Here is a 16835-nt window from a genome sequence, read left to right as displayed (position 1 = left end):
TCAGCCATGCCGCTGACGAAGAAAGCGCACAAACTCCACCCCCTCCCGCAGACGGCGTTTCATCATTTGTGAACTGCGCAGCATCTCTCCGGTGATTTCCGCGATCTTGCCGGCGCGGAAGTAGAACTTCTTGTACATCACCTCGACGGAATCAAAAATTTCGGTGTGATTGAGGTGAGGGTAACTCATGGGGCTGATCTGCACCCCTCGATCATTGACCATATGCGCCTCATCCTCTTCGGTAAGCCAGCCCTGTTCCTTGGCCTGGTTGTAGAGGTAGGTGCCGGGGTACGGCGCCGCCAGGGAAACCTGAATGGTATGCGGATTGATTTCCTTGGCGAACTGGATGGTTTGCTGAATCGTCTCTTTGGTTTCGCCAGGCAATCCCAAAATGAAGGTGCCATGGATGGCGATGCCGAGCTTGTGGCAGTCGGCGGTGAACTTACGCGCCGCCTCTACCTTCAGGCCTTTCTTGATGTTGTTGAGAATCTGCTGGTTGCCCGACTCGTAGCCGACCAGCAGCAGGCGCAGGCCATTATCGCGCAGCACCTTGAGAGTCTCGTAGGGGACGTTGGCCTTGGCGTTGCAGGACCAGGTGACGCCGAGCTTGCCGAGGCCACGGGCGATCTCCTCCGCACGCGGACGATCGTCGGTAAAGGTATCATCATCGAAAAAGACTTCCTGCACCTGCGGGAAGGCCTTCTGGATATACTTCACTTCCTCGATGACACTGGCGGCACTGCGGGTGCGGTAGCGATGACCACCGACCGTCTGCGGCCAGAGGCAGAAGGTGCACTGGGAGCGACAGCCACGCCCGGTGTAAAAAGAGATGTAGGGGTGCTTCAGGTAGCCGATGAAGTAGTCCTCGATGTGCAAGTCGCGCTTGTATACTTCTGAAACGAAGGGCAAGGCATCCATATCCTCGATCATGGCGCGATCGGGAGTGCGCACCAGTAATCCATTGCTGTCGCGGTAGTTGATACCGTCCACTTCCGCCAGCGGACGCCCCTCGGCGACCTCCTTCAGCGTATAATCGAACTCTTCCCGCGCCACGAAATCGATGGCTGGCGATGCCTGCAGGGACTCCTCGGGCTCCACGGCAACCTTGGCACCCACCAGGCCGATCATCATCTTGGGATAATGCGCCTTGAGCATTTCCGCCATGCGGACGTCGGAAGGAAAGGAAGGAGTACTGGTGTGCATGATGCACAACTCATAGCCGGCAGCAATGCGCAGGGTTTCTTCCACAGTGATATCGGCCGGCGGGGCGTCGAGTAAACGACTGCCGGGAATCATGGCCGCCGGCTGGGCCAACCAGGTGGGAAACCAGAAAGAGCGAATTTCGCGCTTGGCCTGGTAGCGGGAGCCCGCTCCCCCATCAAACCCTTCAAAGGAAGGCGCCTGCAGGAACAAGGTTTTCATGGTCATCACTGTACTCCGTCATGCATTTGCCCGTGGGCATCGATGGAAAAATTGCGACCTCGCCAGCGTACCTTTCCGGCGATTTGCGCATGCGCCCAAATCCACAGACCCAGGATGTCCGCCAGCATCACCGCCGTCGCCGACAATGGCGATCGCAATTTTCGTCCAATCCGCCAATGGTACACGAGGCGCAGGCACGCGACCAGCGCCACCGCACTCCAGGCCCATCCCTGCCAAAATGCCGCAGCCATCAGTACCAGAGGAAGCGGATAGGTCAAAAACGAAAAGGCATGTCCCCAGGGTTGCACGGCGCGGGTAGTGCGCGCCCAGCGCAGGGCGTGGGCGTAGAAGGCCAGGAATCCGTCTTCTGCCACCAGCGTCTCGACCACGTAGTTGCTCAGCGCGCTGCGGTAACCCAAGGCGCGTATCCGGGCTCCCAGAGCATAGTCATCAGCCAGTTCATTGGCGAGGGCGGCACAGCCACCGAGCGCATCGAACGACTCGCGGCGCACGGCAATCGTTGCGCCACCGCAATAAATATTGGGCCCGAGCGCTGCGGCAAGGCGCACCGACGGCAAAAAATGCTCTTGAATCTGCACCGCCAAGAGCTGCGCGGAAAAACCGGAAATGGGGCGCGCCCGATAGAGACAGCTGATCACCCCCACCTGGGGCAGGTTCAGCTCGCGCACCAGACACGCCAAATAGCCCGGTCCGACGCGAATGTCCGCGTCGGCCAGTACCAAAACCGGATAACTCGCCTGGGCAATGATACCCGCCAGATTGTTGACCTTGGGGTTACTGCCCAGGGTCGTTGTGTGTTGCACGACCCGCAGCTCCGGTTGTCTCCGGAATCCATCAAGGAGCGGCAAAACAGGATCGACAGAATCCTGAACCCCGCAAATCATCTCGAAACGAGGATAGTGCTGCGTCAGAAAACTCTGCAGGTTGGCGGAAAGCTCCGGCTCCACACCGTGCAAGGGCTTGATGATACTGACCCCAAATGCGTCCGGCGATGAAAGCGGCCCTGCGTCCTCGGGTAACTGCGGACGCCAAGTTTCCATCTGCCACCAGGCGAGGGCCCAGTAGATGCAGGAAACGCCAGCGATTGCAGCAAAAAAGTACGCAGCGATCAGCACGAGGTCAGAAGTAGCGATGCTCGGCAAACCAGGCCACGGCATCGCGCAAGGCCTCCTCCGCCGGGCGATGGGTATAGCCAAGCTGCTGTTCGGCTTTGCGCGAGTCGAAATACATGCGATGTGCGGCCATACGCAACTCATCCGTACTGACCAGCGGCAAGCCGCGGCCACGCCAGCGCACCCAGGCCTCGGAGCCCCAGGCTATCGGGTACAACAGGCGACGCGGCAGACGCAGGCGCGGCGAGGGTCGCCCCGTCAAGCCGCTGATGCGGGTGAGGATGGCCTGCAGCGACAGATTGTCACCCCCGAGAATATAGCGTTCGCCCGGCTTCCCCTGCTGCAAGGCAAGCCAATGCCCCAGCGCTACATCATCCACATGCACGACGTTGAGGCCGGTATCGACATAAGCGGGCATACGCCCGGCTGCCGCCTCGAGCACCATGCGCCCGGTCGGCGTCGGCTTGCGATCCTCGGGACCAATGGGGGTGGAGGGATTGACGATGACGATCGGCGCGCCCTCCTCACGACACAAGGCGCGCACCCGCTCCTCAGCCAGAAACTTGCTGCGTTTGTAATGACCGATCATGTCGGCGAGAGTGGATGGAGTGTCTTCATCGCTCGCTTGCCCATCGTCGCGCAGGCCCAGCACCGCGACGCTGCTGGTGTAGACGATACGTTCCACGCCGGCATCCAGGGCGGCGCGCAGCAACGCCTCGGTCCCAGCGACATTGGCCTGATACATGGGTTCGGGATCCGGTACCCAGAGGCGATAATCCGCGGCTACATGGAAGACCCAACGGCAGCCCGCCACCGCCCGCTGCAGGCTGGCCGGATCACAGAGATCGCCCTCCACCCGTTCGACGTCCGGCAAAGTTTTCCACGCGCTGTCATCCGCGCCGGCGCGCGCCAGCACGCGCACCGGGACTCCCTCCAGGGTCAAGCGCCGCAATACTGCTGCACCCACAAAACCAGAGGCGCCGGTAATCAGTGCCCGCATCGCAATTCTCCACTTTCCCATTCGCTGCGCAGTTGCCGCAGGGTGGCAGCGGCCCGCTGCATTTGTCCGCCGAGCCTGAGCAGCCGCGGCAGATCTTGCGGACGACGCAGCAATTGCCAAAGAAACCCGGGTAAACGCGGGGTACCGACGGCATCGACGCCGAAGCGCACGGCGTCCGGCACGACGGCATCGACACTGTCAACGATAACGCGCAAGGCAAGAAAGGGAACCCCCTCGGCCTTTGCCAATGCGGCTAGCGCGCCACTCTCCATATCCACGGCGAGCGCCTGTTGCGCATAGGCCGTTTTGCTTTGCCGATCGACCAGCATCTGGGCAAGCGACAGCAAGTCCTCCCGCCGTGCCTGCGGATGCTGGGCGAGAAAATGACTTGCCAAAGCTTCATCCGCAGAGTACGCGGCCTCCCGCCAGAGAATCTTCCGGGGAATACAAAGATCGCCCGCTTGCAAGTCCCCCCGCAAGGCGCCGGCGGTGCCTACACTCAGCAGGGCCTCGGCCCCCGCTGCCAGAAGCGCGCGACCCGCCTCTGCTGCGGCCTCGGGGCCCATCCCGGAAAGAACGGCAAGATGCCCACCCGTGCAGGAGTGCACCTTACCCATGGGCGAGGCTGGCAGACCCAATGCCTTGGCCTCGACCGCCAGGGCAACGACCAGACCTAGACGCCGGCCTGCAGGTTTTGATAGCGGCTGAGAGCCCATAAAGGGAAATACAGTTTGTACCCGTGGTAGGTAATGTAGAAAACTCGCGGGAAGCCAGGGGCGTTGAACCAGGGATCGTGCCATTCGCCATCTTCACTCTGCTGTTCCTGCAGCCACTGGATGCCGCGCCGCAGGGCCTCGCTGTTGCTGTCACCCGCCGCCATCAGGGCCAGACAGGCCCAGGCCGTGTGGGCCGCCGTCGACGCTTGCCCCTGACCGGCGAGCCCAGGATCGAGATAGGAGTCGTTGCTCTCGCCCCAACCTCCGTCCGCCTGCTGCACACTCCGCAGCCAATCCGCGGCCCGTCGCATCGCGGGCTGCAGGGCGCTGTCCCCCAACTCGGAAAACGCCAGGAGCACCGACCAGGTACCATAGATGTAATTGGTGCCCCAGCGACCAAACCAGGAGCCATTGGCCTCCTGTTGCGCCAACAGGTAGTGCACGAGCCGTTCGATGGCCGGTCGGTCCTGGGGACGCGCGAGGGCAGCAAGAAAGGTCAATACCCGCCCACTGACATCGGCCGTCGGCGGGTCCAGCAGCGCTTTGTGATCGGCAAAAGGAATCTCATTCAGATAGTAGTGGGTATTATCGACATCATAGGCGCCAAAACCGCCATTGCGTGACTGCATACCCACCAGCCAGTCTGCGGCCCGTTCCAGCGCTGGTCGGTCTTCCGTCCGACCAGCCAGGAGCAAAGTCCAGGCCACCGCTGCCGTATCATCCAGGTCCGGATAATAAGAATTTTCGTACTGAAAAGCCCAGCCACCACCTGGCAGATCTGGGCGACTAAACTGCCAGTCTCCCGGAGCATCGGTGATCTGCCGGTCGAGGAGCCAACGCATGGCAGCCAAAGCATTTTCGTCAGGCTCGGGCGCAATCTCGAGCAGGGCGCGCAGCCCCCAGCAGGTGTCCCAGACCGGGGAGACGCAGGGCTGGCAATAGGCCTCATGGACGCCTTCGACGAGCAGATTACGCAAGGCCTGCCCCGTCTGTTGTCGGTACGGGTGGTCTTCCGCATATCCCAGCAGGGCGAGGGCCTCGTGGGCGTTGACCATGGCGGGAAATATGCCATTCACCCCATGCACTCCATTCAGACGTGCGGTAAACCAGGCCTCGGCGCGACGGATGGCAGCTCGTCGCAGAACGCCGGGAATGAATGGCTCGAGTGCCCGCCCAAGACGATCTCCGGCGAGAAACACCCGCGCAACAATACCTTTGCGTGCACAGACAAAATAGTCACGGATTGCGAATGGCTTCTCGCGAAAGAGTTCTTCGATACCGATACCCGTGGGATTCTTCGCCTGCGCCTTGAGACTGCAAAGGATGAAGAGAGGCACCATGACCGTGCGCGACCACGATGCCACCTTGTAGATGTGCATCGGAAACCAGCGGGGAAAGAGCAGGATTTCCACGGGGATGAAGGGGACGGCGCGCCAAGGTACCTGGCGGAACAAAGCCAGGGTGATGCGGGTGAAGACATTGGCGTGCTCTGCTCCCCCGTGCGCGAGAATGGCCGCCCGCGCCCGACGCATATGCGTTGCCTCGGGGGCGTCTCCGGCAAGCTTGAGGGCATAGTAGGCCTTTACCGAGGCACTCATGTCGAAGTCGCCACCATAATAGAGAGGCCAACCACCATGCTCTGCCTGGTGCCGCCGCAGATACACCGCAATCTTGCGCTGCAAGGGGACGTCGATTTCGTCCATGTAGTGCATCATCAGGATATATTCGGCGGGAATGGTGCAGTCCGCTTCAAACTCAAAGCACCAGTGTCCATCTTCCGCCTGCCGCCTGCGGAGTGCGGCGCGTGCCGCTGCAATCGCTCTTTCCAGGGGCGCATGCAACTGCCGCGCCACTCCGTAGCGGGCGCTGGGCATCAACATATCTGCCCCTGCGGCAGACGCTTGACGGCCACCCGAAAGGTCAGATCCAGCAAGGGATCGAAGCGATGCAGCAGACGCGACAGCAAGACGACATTGCGCACCGTATCCCGGCTGATCTTGACCTCGTCGGCACTACAAAAGCTGGGGTTTTCCGCAATGCGACGCAAGGTCAACACGGCCATGGCGATGGCCCAGAGACAAAAATCCCGCATCCCAGTCTGCTCGGCAGGGATCTGTAGCGTAAAGGTCAGGGCGTTGCGCAGGTGCTGCGCTGCCAACGCGATCATCTCCGTCAACAAGGCTGTGAACCCGGGATGGCTCATACCCGGGTGCAATTGCCCCGGCGCCAGACCGTGGGCGCGGAGGCGATCCTGGGGCAACCAGAGCACTCCCCGTCCCCAATCCGTCCACAGGTCTTTCAGAATATTGGTCATCTGCAGGCCCTGGCCAAACGATACCGCGAGCCCCGGTAGATCCGCGCCGCCGGCGAGCATCCGCGGCTCCTCCTCCACGAACAGGGTGGTGAGCATCTCGCCGACGACACCGGCAACCACATAGCAATAGTGGTCCATGTCGGCCTGATCCCGCAAACCGTCACGCGAGGCCCGACGTTGGAATTCCGCCATCCCCTCACCCATGATTTCGACACAGCGAATGAGAGCACTTTGCTGCACGGAGTTGAAGGAGTGGGTCAACGACACGACCGAGGGAGTATTGGCAATCAGGTCATGTTCGCCTTCGGGCATCTCTGCTGCCATCTCCCGGGCAAAACCGCTAGCAAACTCCTCTGCCGGCGTCTCCCTGCGCAAGACCGCAAGGAAAACCTTTTGCCAGCGCGCCTTAGCCTCCCAGTCAAGCCGCGGATCATCCTCGATGGTGTCGGCGATACGGCAGAGCAGGTAGCCGTTGCCTACCGTCTCCTGCAATCCAGCCGGCAGACGCGGAATGGTCAGGGCAAAGGTTCGCGAAACGCGCTGCAGGCTCGCTGTCTGATAGCGCAGGGCGGCTTCCCGATCGATGATTCCTGGGGCCAGCGCTGGGGCAATATTATCGGTCATTCTACGTCCATGCCGAAGGAATTAAGGCGGGACTGTAAACGCCCGGAGCCGCCCGCGCAAGTTTCCACAGTCGAAACAGCTCAGAGCTCCTCATTCGCCAGGCCATACTTGCGGATACGGTAGCGTAGCGTCTCGCGCGTGGTACCCAGAATACGTGCCGCCTGGGTGACGTTGTGATCGGTGGACTGCAACACCCGGGCGAGGATCTCCCGCTCCATGCTGTCGAGATCCATGCTGCCATCGATGGGCAGGATGATCTGCTGCCGATCATCCAAGGGGCAGCTACCCGGTGCCGGACAATGTCCTGCAGCGCTCATTCCCGGCAGTTGCAGCCATTCCAGAGGTAGATCCTCTCCTTCTGAAAACAGTACGCCACGTTCAACCACATTGCGCAGCTCGCGGACGTTGCCCGGCCAGTCGTAGCCCTCCAGGGCCGCCCAGACCGCCGGGCTGATGTGACGTACCCGCTTGCCGGCATGCGCGTTGAACTCCGCCACGAAATGCGGCACGAGCTCCTGCAGATCTTCCTTGCGATCGCGCAGGACAGGCAAAGCGAGGCGGACGACACTGAGACGATGGTAGAGATCGGCACGGAAACGTCCCTCCGCCACCAGCGCATCGAGATCTCGGTTACTGGCGGCCAGAAAACGGACATCCACCTGAATGCTGCGATCGGCGCCCAGACGCCGCAAACTGCGGTCCTCGATCACCTTGAGCAGTTTGGCCTGCAGATCGAGATCCATCTCGGAAATTTCATCGAGAAACAGGCTTCCACCATTCGCCTGCTCCACCAAGCCGCGATGACGGGAGGTAGCGCCGGTGAATGCCCCAGCCTCATAGCCAAAGAGTTCGGATTCGAGAAGTTCGCGCGGCAAGGCAGCGCAGTTGATCTCTACCATCGGCCCTTCGCGTCGTAATCCACTGTAGTGCAGGATGCGTGCTGCCAGGCCCTTGCCGGTACCCGTTTCCCCCGAAATGATCAGACCACTGTAGGGAACCTGCGCCAGACGCTGGAGAATTTCGCGCACCCGCTGCGCCGCCATGCTCGTTCCCAGAAAGGCGGAAGGACCATAGCGGCGGCTATGCTGGCTGGTGTCGTCCGCCACCCGCCGCTGCGCCCGAGCGGCGCGCCCGGCAGAACGCACCACCATGGCCAGACGTTCCATCTCGCAGGGTTTCTCGAGAAAGTCATAGGCCCCGAGCCGGAGGGCACGCACGGAATCCGGAACGCTGCCGTAGGCGGTCAAAAAGATCCACTCGCCCTGCAGACCCTTCTCGCGGGAGCGGTCGAGCAAATCCAGACTGTTGCCGTCCGGCAGGTTGAGGTCGGCCAGGGTGACCATGGGATTGAGGTCGTCATTGAGCAACTGTTCGGCATCTGCCAAACGCTCCGCCCAGAATACCTGCCAGCCCTCCTTCTCAAAGTAGCGGCGCATTTCCCGCCCCAGAAAGATCTCGTCTTCGATGATCAGCAGGGGATCAGCCATGGGAATTCTCCTCTACTTGAGCGGGGCAAGGGATCAGCAGGGTAACCTCAGCGCCACCCTGGGGTCGATTGGCAAGCTGCACCTCTCCTCCCAGGCTGCGCACGAATCGCCGCACCATGGCCAGTCCCAGGCCGGTGCCATGCTCGCGGGCACTGGCAAAGGGACGGATACCATCGCGCAGAAGATTGGCCGGTAACCCCGGTCCATCGTCGCCCACTACCAAACGAATACGGCCGCCCTCGGCGCGCGACAGCGCCACCGTGATTTCCCCAGCCTGGGCATCGAGGGCCTGCCGGGCATTGAGCACCAGATTGAGTAATGCTTGCCGGAACTGGTCCACCGGCAGCAGGCACCCCCCCAGATCCGGCGCGACGTCAAGCCGTAAGCGGATTTGCAGCGGTAACTGGTACTGCAGGAGATTCAACAGTGCCTCCACAACCTCGCCGGGCTGCACCCATTGCGCAGACTCGCCTGCCTGCCGGGCACCGCGCAGCTGTTGATCGAGGAGGCGGCTGACCCGCCGCAGTTCCTCTTCCATCAGCGCCAGCCTGGCATCCAGCTCGGGATCGAGGATTTCCCGACGAATGTTGGCGCAGCCAACCTGCAGTCCAGCCAGTGGATTGCGTAGTTCATGGGCAAAAGCGGCGGCTGCCTCGCCCACCGCTGCCATGCGCTCGGAACGGGTCATTGCCGCCTGCTGTGCCATCAGGGTGCTGGCTGCCTCGTGCACCTCCTGTTGCAGATCTTGCAGATAGCGGCGGCGTTGCCGTTCCAGCTCTTCCAGGCGTCCCACCATCTGGTTATAGAAGTGCAGCAAAGGAACAATGCCTGGGTCCGCGTGCCCTTCTCCTACCCGTTGGAAGCCGCCCAACTCCAGGGAACCCATGGCCGCCTGCAAACGTCGCAACGGACTCAAGATGCGCGTACGGAAAAAGATCAGGGTGACGATGACGAAGATCATGAAGGCGATCAGGGCAATCACCGAACCGATCAGGGTGTAGCGCGAGTCATGACCGGCGGCAAGCACCAGGCCCCGCCCGTGCAGGTGGGCGGCGAGATTCCAGGCACTGAGATTGGCAAAGACCTGGGGCAAATCGACAGGGTCTCCGCGCGCCGACAATGCCTGCAACTGTTGCAGTTGCGCTTCGCCACCCTCGGCGGCAAAGCCAGGGGGCAAATCCTGCAATTCACGGGCCAGTACCTGCATGGCTGCCTGGGCACCGTGTTGGCGCCATGCCAAACTGCAATCACGGTTGATTTCGCCAATGCGGATCATGTTCGCCGTGTAGATTTTCAGTTTTGCCAGATCCTGATTGGTGTGCACCAGCAACACCCCCAGCAGCAACAACGCAAAGACCACGAATTGGACCAGCAGAATGCCAATGGTGCGGAAGGGCGCAAAAGGGATCCGTCGTTGCAGATCCGAACCGCCAGGCAAGCGCAACATGGCCAATTTCAGTTGGCCTCACCCTGCCCACGTTGCATCAGGGCACGGGAAGCCTCCGCGGCGGAGCGACCCGCGTGGAGGACACGATAGACTTCGGTGACGATGGGCATCTCGATTCCCCGCGCCAGCGCCAGATGATACAGAGCATGACTGCTGCGCCATCCTTCTACCTCTTCGCCGAGCTCCTGCAGCACCCGCGCGGGTGATTTTCCGGCACCAATACCTAGCCCCAGCCGCCGATTCCGGGAAAGGTCACTGCTCGCCGTAAGAATCAGATCCCCCGCGCCAGCCAGCCCAAAAAAGGTATCGGCCTGACCGCCCAGCGCCACTCCCAGGCGCAGCAATTCCGCCAGACCACGGGTAATCAATGCGGCACGGGCGCTGTCACCATTCCCCAGCCCATCGGAAATTCCGGCGGCAATGGCGAGGACATTTTTGATGGCACCAGCCAGACAGACACCAGCAACATCCGAGCTCGGGTAGATGCGCAACTGCTCGGAACGCCATGCAGGAGCCCAGGTATCCAAATAGCGAGGGGAATCGCTAGCCAGGGTGATGGCGAGCGGTCTTCCACAAGCGAGATCACTGGCAAAACTGGGGCCGGAGAGAACTCCCCAGGACCATTCTGGAATTTCCTGAGCGAAAACCTCATCCAGCCGGGCTTGACTGTCGCGCTCCAATCCCTTGCTTGCCAGCGTCAGCGCGACATCCCTTGGCAGCGAAGGGCGTAGTTTGCGCAAGGCATCACGTACAGCATGGCTGGGGAGCGCAATCACCAGCTCCCGACTAGCCTGCAGGGCCTTCTGCCAATCGTGGGTAAGGAGCAGATTCTCAGGGCGAGAAAGCTGCGGAAAATGGGGCAGGCTCGCGGGGCCGGAAGCCGAAGCATCCAGTGATCGACCCCATAGGCGCACCTGGTCACCGCGACGGGCCAGGGTAACGGCGAGGGCCGTGCCCCAATGACCGGCCCCAAGCACCGTTCGTACTACCATAATTACTGGGTGGTGTGCTGACTTTGTTCGAGCTGCGCCTGCTGATAGAGCGCCTCGAAATTCACCGGGTGCAGATGCAGCGGCTGGAACCCCCCGCGTCCAACTAAGTCTGCCACCGCCTCACGAGCATAGGGAAAGAGGATGGTCGGGCAATGTACGGCAAGGAGGATGGGTTGATGCTCCGCCGGGATGTTCTGCATGCGGAACAGTCCGCCCTGCTGAACCTCGACAGCAAAATAGGTGCTGTCCGCGCTCTTGGCATTCACCGTGACCGTCAACACCACTTCGACCAGATCTGGCGATCCGGGCACTTCATGGGTTTCCGTGTTCAGGCCGACATCCACGGAAGGCGCCTCCGCCATGGTAAAGCTTTGCGGCGCGTTCGGTGACTCAAAAGAAAGGTCCTTCACGTAAATCCGCTCGATCATGAATACTGGTTCTTGCTCTGCCATATTTGCCGCCATGGGTATTGCCCTTTGTGATTCAGAAAAACAATGGCGCCAGTGTACCTACTCCGACAGCAAATCGCCACGTCGCCGCGAGGGCAGCAAATGTTTACTACACTCAAGGAAACAGCAGGGATGCGAAGATCTTTCCATGCCCTCGCCCGCAACGGAGGATCGCAGCCATGCAAAGACCCGAAAACGCTATGCAATGGACGGTTCTGATCCGTTCTGTCGCCGGCAGCGAGAGCAACCCGGTACTGCACGCCTTGCGCACCGCTATTGCCGCCCTTGCCGACGACATTCAAGTCAAAGTTTTCTTCCTGGAGGCGGCGGTTGAGGTCTTGCGTTCGGGGGCTCAGACTGCGCATGCAGTGCATCACGATCTGCTGGCAGAGATTCGCGAGCTCGGCGGCGAAATCCATGTCATTGTCTTGCCCAACGACGCGGGGGACCCCTTCCTGCCGGGCGTAAAGATTGGCAATATGGCGACTCTCGTGCGCAGCATGAAAAGCAGCGATCAGGTGATCAGTTTTTGAGTAACGATTTTGTCGACACCCCAAACGGGACCTATGCAATCGGCGATGTGCAGGGCTGTTTTTCTGCATTGGAGCAGCTATTGTCGCAGGTTGGTAGTTATGACTTTCTGTGGCTCGCTGGCGATCTCCTCAATCGCGGCCCGCAGAGCCACGCGACCCTCGCTTGGGCCTATGCGCAGCAGAACGGGATCCGCCTGGTCCTGGGCAACCACGACCTCTATGCCATCAGTCGCTGGGCTGGAATCGGCAAAGCCAAAAAGAGCGACACCCTGGCCGCCCTCCTCAGCGACCGCAGGGCTGACGACTATTTTCATTGGCTCCGCCAGCAGCCGCTCTTCTATAGCGATGGTAAACTGCCCTGGAATCTGGTTCACGCCGCTGTCGATGCCGAATGGAGCCTAGCCGACGCGGCTGGCCATGCCGAGGAAGTCCAGCGTGCCCTCAGCGGCAAGAACTGGAAGCGCTTTCTGAGAGGACTTTGGGAAAGCGAGGCGCCGCGGCGCTGGGCTGACTGCCGCAGCGAGGCGGATGCCCAGCGCTTTCGTGTCGCCGTCCTCACCCGAGCGCGCTGGGTGCGTGAAGATGGTCTTTATTCCTGGACCAATGAGGCGCCGGATACCAGTTACCTTCCCTGGCACGAGCGCTACTTTGCGCAACAGCCTGCGGGAAAATTCGTCTGCGGGCACTGGGCCACCCAAGGTTTACTGGTCCAGGAGCGTCTGCTGGCCCTGGACAGTGGCTGCGTGTGGGGGCGCCAGCTTAGCGCGGCGCGCATCGATCGAGATCCCGCCACCATCGTCCAAATCCAGTGTAACGACCTTTCCACGATCCCAGTCCCATCCATCAGCGTAGAACTGGAGACTATTCGCCATGCCTGAAGCTCTCTTTAGTGCCACTCGAGTGGGGGTGGGTCAAGTGTTTTCCGGTGCCGGTAAGATCCTGCGCACCCACTTCTGGGGGCTCTCTCTCAATCTCCTGCTCCTCGGCCTGATTGCACTGTTCGGTTTTGTACTCCTCGGCATTGCTGCGCAGCAGGCCGCCGCCCTGCGCATCCTTTGGACAATCCTCGAGAGCCTGTGGACGAATGTGCTGCTGATCGGCTTTTTTCGTGCCATCGCCCTGGCCAGTGCCGGCCGCCCCTATGAAGCGCTGGCACCCTTCTGGAGTCTACGCGAGCGCGATGCCTGGCTTCTTGCCCTGCCACCTGCCATCATCAACGTGCTGTTGTTACAGTCTTCGGGCTATCTTGCGCTGCAGGGACACAACGATCCGGCAATGGCCCTCACCATCCTGCAACGCCCGGCATTCTGGGTCACGCTGGTGGTTTCCTTTCTCGTTGGCACGTTCTTTCAGTATACCTATGCGCTCTACGCAGCCTACGGTCTGGGTACGCGTGATGCCTTACGCAGCGCGAGCCGCTTGCTTGGGGATCGTCTCGGCTGGCTGTTTTTTCCGCTACTGGTGGGATTAGTGTTAGCGGCTATCGCCCTATTCCTTGCCATGATTTTCTCGGCCCTAGCGGGGCTGCTCATCGGCACGAGCATTCTCCACAATCCCGCCCTTGCCGACACCCTCACCCTGATTTTCCTGCTATTTCTCTTCCCCGCTCTCATCTGGGCCAGCAGTTGCACCCTGCTCGCCGCTGCCAATCTCGTCCGTGGTATCCGTGATACCCAGTTCGTCCCCTGATCTCGCCCTGGCGCAAGCGCAGAAAATCCTGCGCGAGGCCTTTGGTCACCGGGAGTTCCGTCCCCCACAGGACGCCATCGTAACGCGCCTGATTGGCGGCGGTGATGCCCTGGTATTGATGCCCACCGGAGGCGGCAAATCGCTTTGCTACCAAATACCGGCGCTGGCGCGACCAGGGACCGCCATCGTCATCTCGCCCCTCATTGCCCTGATGGATGATCAGGTCCAGGCCCTGCAACGGCGGGGCATTGCGGCAGCCGCCTTACACTCGGCAGCAAACGCTCCGGACGCCATAGAACACCGACTCCGCGCCGGGGCACTGCGCATCCTCTACTGTGCCCCGGAGCGACTGCTGCAGGAACGCATGCTGCGGCTCCTCCGCGAACTATCCATCAGCCTCTTCGCCATCGATGAGGCGCATTGCGTGGCCCAGTGGGGCCACCATTTCCGCCCAGAATATCGCCAATTGGGGCGCCTGCGTGCCTTGTTTCCCGGCGTACCTCGCATTGCCCTGACGGCCAGCGCCGACCTCGCCAGCCGTGCTGAAATCCAGCAGTCCCTTGCGCTCAGCGACGCCCAGGTATTTGTGCAATCCTTCGACCGCCCCAATATCCGCTACCGCATCGAGCAGGGTAGCGGCGCCCGCGAAGCCCTCGGCGAGTTTTTGCGGCGGCAACGGGGTGCCGGCATCGTGTATTGCCTGTCCCGCCGTAAGGTCGAGGAAACGGCAAGCTGGTTACAGAGCACGGGCTATCGCGCGCAACCCTATCACGCTGGCTTGCCCGCCGAACAGCGCAGTGCCCATCAAACCGCCTTCCTCAGCGGCAAGACCCAGATCATGGTCGCCACCATTGCCTTCGGCATGGGTATCGATAAGGCCGATGTGCGCTTCGTCGCCCATCTCAATCTGCCGAAGAGCATCGAGGCCTACTACCAAGAGACCGGGCGCGCTGGCCGCGATGGCAAACCGGCGGAAGCTTGGTTGCACTATAGCCTGCAGGATCTGTTGCTGCTGCGGCAGATGATTCAGCAATCGGGGGCCAGCAGCGAGCAACGACGGGCCGAAGAAGAGCGGCTGCAAGCCATGTTGGATCTGACCGAAGAAGTCGGCTGCCGGCGTCAGAAACTACTCGGCTATTTTGGCGAGAAACTCGACCAACCCTGTGGCAATTGTGACAACTGCCTGCAGGCGCCGCCCCTGTGGGATGCCAGCGAGGCAGCGCAGATGGCCCTCTCGGCGGCGTACCGCAGTGGCCAGCGCTGCGGCGTGCAACATCTCATCGATATTCTCATTGGCCGCGACACGCCGCGGGTCCGTCAGGCCCAGCATCATCGCTTGCAGGTCTTTGGCATTGGGCGACGTTTGCCGCCGCGCGACTGGCAACAAGTCTTCCGCCATCTGCTGGCGCGCGGCCACCTGCAGCCGCATCCGGAGGGCAGCGGACTCATTCTGCATGCCAGCAGTCGCCCCATTCTGCGCAAGGAACAGCGCATCTGGCTACGTTCGGGAACCGCAAACACTTGCTCCCCAGAGCCGGGCAGGCGATCATGGCGCGAAAGGAGATCACGATGACCCAGAGTTTTGCTGCAGCCGTAGAGGAATGTTTACAAGGGCTTCTCGAGCAAATCGAGGCGCAGGCCCCGGAAGTCGAGGCCGATCTCATCGATAGCGTGCTCTCCCTGCGGCTGCCCGATGACAGCGAAATCATCCTTAATCGGCAAGAAGCCGTCGAACAGATCTGGCTGGCCTGCAGTGACGGCCCGGCGCGCTTCGACCGGAACGCTGCCGGCAGCTGGGTGGATTCCCGCTCGGGGCAGACCCTCCCCGCCTATCTCGGCAGGATTCTCCAGCAACGGCTGGGTCAGCCCGTGGCGCTGGAGTCCTAGCCAATGGCCTACTGGTTGATGAAAACCGAGCCGGAAGCCTTTTCTCTGGATGATTTGGCCGCGCGCGGCAAAGAACCTTGGGACGGCATTCGCAATTATCAGGCACGCAACTTTCTCCGCTCCATGCAGGTTGGCGATGGCATTTTCCTGTATCACTCCCGGGTTCCGGTGCCGGGAATCGTGGGCCTAGCAGAAGTGCGCAGCAGTGCCCATCCCGACCCTACCCAATTTGACCCACGCAGCAAATATTTCGACCCAAACTCCCGCCCCGAGCAGCCACGCTGGGATCTGGTGGATGTTGGCTTTCGTGCCCGCTTTGCCAAGGTAATCTCCCTGGAAGAACTGCGCCAGTGGCCGGTATTTGCCGACAGCCCCCTGGTACGAAAAGGCAACCGACTGTCCATTCTGCCCATCAGCGAAACGCAATGGGCTGCCGTTCTGGAGCACGCCGAACTTGTCTGAACCCGTACTGTATTTTCATTGGTCCGACCCTCAGGCACTCCGCCTGCGCCTATTGCTTGGCGCCAAGGATTGCAGCTACCAGGCAGAAGCCCGCCCCCTGCAAGATCTGGCAATCGCCTTCGATCTCGGTTTTGCACGATTACCCGTCCTGCAAATTGGCGAGCGGTGCTGGACTGGGGAGCTCAGCGAACTCCCCGCTCTCGATGCTGCCCTCGCGGGCGAGTCCCTGTATACGGGTATACTCCAAGCGGCGGAGTGGCAGGCTTTTTGTCAGTGGCGTCAGGACCTCGATGCGCTGCTGCAGCGCTTGTTGGTCCCTGTACAACCAGCCTTTGCCGAGATCTCGGATGATCCCGAAGACTTGGAGTATTTTCGCCAGGAAAGCGAACGTCGTTTTGCCCAAAGCCTGGAAGCCCTGGCGAATGACCGCTATGGCGGCTACCAGCAACTTGCGCAGCGGGGACGCCTTCCGGCGTTAGCCAAACTGCTTGCCAAACAACGTTTTTATGTGGGCCGCCTATCCCTGATCGACCTGGTTCTCTGCGCCGATTTGCAGTTGCTTCGCCTGCTCGACGGCGTCACCTTACCTTTGGATTTACAGTATTATTTTCAGCGCGTTGCGGAAAGCTGTCGAGTCTCGCTCAACAGTGGCATGCGCCCAACCTGATAGGAGTGTACCG

At 61.2% G+C, this 16835-nt stretch carries 17 protein-coding genes; 7 read left to right on the top strand and 10 right to left on the bottom strand.

Features of this window, described 5'->3' with window-relative positions; genetic code table 11:
• The 10 genes from hpnJ to secB form a co-directional block, all read right to left on the bottom strand.
• Complete coding sequence (gene hpnJ, locus ACQAYK_RS03560) at positions 1-1428, bottom strand: hopanoid biosynthesis associated radical SAM protein HpnJ (protein ID WP_215872408.1); 1428 nt, start codon at positions 1426-1428, stop codon at positions 1-3.
• Positions 1428-2600: a bacteriohopanetetrol glucosamine biosynthesis glycosyltransferase HpnI gene (gene hpnI, locus ACQAYK_RS03555; RefSeq protein ID WP_215872407.1), complete on the bottom strand. Its 1173-nt coding sequence runs from the start codon at positions 2598-2600 to the stop codon at positions 1428-1430. The genes hpnJ and hpnI overlap by 1 nt, the downstream gene beginning before the upstream one ends.
• Positions 2563-3555 carry a hopanoid-associated sugar epimerase gene (gene hpnA, locus ACQAYK_RS03550; RefSeq protein ID WP_215872406.1) on the bottom strand — a complete coding sequence of 331 codons (993 nt, stop codon included), beginning with the start codon at positions 3553-3555 and terminating at the stop codon, positions 2563-2565. The genes hpnI and hpnA overlap by 38 nt, the downstream gene beginning before the upstream one ends.
• Positions 3543-4271, bottom strand: a complete 729-nt coding sequence (locus ACQAYK_RS03545) for a phosphorylase family protein (protein ID WP_215872405.1) — start codon at positions 4269-4271, stop codon at positions 3543-3545. The genes hpnA and ACQAYK_RS03545 overlap by 13 nt, the downstream gene beginning before the upstream one ends.
• Positions 4229-6151 (bottom strand): squalene--hopene cyclase, encoded by a 1923-nt coding sequence (gene shc, locus ACQAYK_RS03540; protein WP_215872404.1) that lies wholly within the window; start codon positions 6149-6151, stop codon positions 4229-4231. Before shc ends, ACQAYK_RS03545 begins: the two co-directional genes overlap by 43 nt.
• Positions 6145-7209 carry a phytoene/squalene synthase family protein gene (locus ACQAYK_RS03535; protein WP_215872403.1) on the bottom strand — a complete coding sequence of 355 codons (1065 nt, stop codon included), beginning with the start codon at positions 7207-7209 and terminating at the stop codon, positions 6145-6147. The genes shc and ACQAYK_RS03535 overlap by 7 nt, the downstream gene beginning before the upstream one ends.
• An 80-nt stretch (positions 7210-7289) precedes the next feature.
• Complete coding sequence (locus ACQAYK_RS03530; protein ID WP_215872402.1) at positions 7290-8696, bottom strand: sigma-54-dependent transcriptional regulator; 1407 nt, start codon at positions 8694-8696, stop codon at positions 7290-7292.
• Entirely contained in the window at positions 8689-10143 is a 1455-nt protein-coding gene (locus ACQAYK_RS03525; protein WP_226826965.1) for a sensor histidine kinase, read from the bottom strand. Before ACQAYK_RS03525 ends, ACQAYK_RS03530 begins: the two co-directional genes overlap by 8 nt.
• An 8-nt stretch (positions 10144-10151) precedes the next feature.
• Positions 10152-11135, bottom strand: coding sequence for an NAD(P)H-dependent glycerol-3-phosphate dehydrogenase (locus tag ACQAYK_RS03520; protein ID WP_215872400.1), 984 nt, complete (start codon positions 11133-11135; stop codon positions 10152-10154).
• Between the two features lie 2 nt (positions 11136-11137).
• Entirely contained in the window at positions 11138-11587 is a 450-nt protein-coding gene (gene secB, locus ACQAYK_RS03515; protein ID WP_215872399.1) for a protein-export chaperone SecB, read from the bottom strand.
• Positions 11588-11763: 176 nt separating this feature from the next.
• Here secB and ACQAYK_RS03510 point away from each other — a divergent pair, with 176 nt between their 5' ends.
• Genes ACQAYK_RS03510 through ACQAYK_RS03480 form a run of 7 tightly spaced genes read left to right on the top strand, consistent with a single transcriptional unit; the run spans position 11764 to position 16822 of the window.
• Positions 11764-12117, top strand: a complete 354-nt coding sequence (locus ACQAYK_RS03510) for a DsrE family protein (protein ID WP_226826967.1) — start codon at positions 11764-11766, stop codon at positions 12115-12117.
• Entirely contained in the window at positions 12114-12995 is an 882-nt protein-coding gene (locus ACQAYK_RS03505; protein WP_215871007.1) for a symmetrical bis(5'-nucleosyl)-tetraphosphatase, read from the top strand. Before ACQAYK_RS03510 ends, ACQAYK_RS03505 begins: the two co-directional genes overlap by 4 nt.
• Positions 12988-13806 (top strand): hypothetical protein, encoded by an 819-nt coding sequence (locus ACQAYK_RS03500; RefSeq protein WP_215871006.1) that lies wholly within the window; start codon positions 12988-12990, stop codon positions 13804-13806. Before ACQAYK_RS03505 ends, ACQAYK_RS03500 begins: the two co-directional genes overlap by 8 nt.
• A complete protein-coding gene (gene recQ, locus ACQAYK_RS03495) occupies positions 13784-15379 on the top strand; it encodes a DNA helicase RecQ (protein ID WP_483167885.1) in 1596 nt (531 codons plus the stop codon). Before ACQAYK_RS03500 ends, recQ begins: the two co-directional genes overlap by 23 nt.
• Positions 15376-15693, top strand: a complete 318-nt coding sequence (gene cyaY / locus ACQAYK_RS03490; protein ID WP_215871005.1) for an iron donor protein CyaY — start codon at positions 15376-15378, stop codon at positions 15691-15693. The genes recQ and cyaY overlap by 4 nt, the downstream gene beginning before the upstream one ends.
• 3 nt (positions 15694-15696) lie before the next feature.
• Positions 15697-16155, top strand: a complete 459-nt coding sequence (locus ACQAYK_RS03485; RefSeq protein WP_215871004.1) for an EVE domain-containing protein — start codon at positions 15697-15699, stop codon at positions 16153-16155.
• Complete coding sequence (locus tag ACQAYK_RS03480) at positions 16148-16822, top strand: glutathione S-transferase family protein (RefSeq protein ID WP_215871003.1); 675 nt, start codon at positions 16148-16150, stop codon at positions 16820-16822. The genes ACQAYK_RS03485 and ACQAYK_RS03480 overlap by 8 nt, the downstream gene beginning before the upstream one ends.
• The last annotated feature ends 13 nt before the right edge of the window (positions 16823-16835 follow it).

The organism is Acidithiobacillus sp. AC3, assembly GCF_050261095.1.
Taxonomy (GTDB): Bacteria; Pseudomonadota; Gammaproteobacteria; order Acidithiobacillales; family Acidithiobacillaceae; genus Igneacidithiobacillus; species Igneacidithiobacillus copahuensis.
This window is presented reverse-complemented; position numbering and strand designations above follow the sequence as displayed.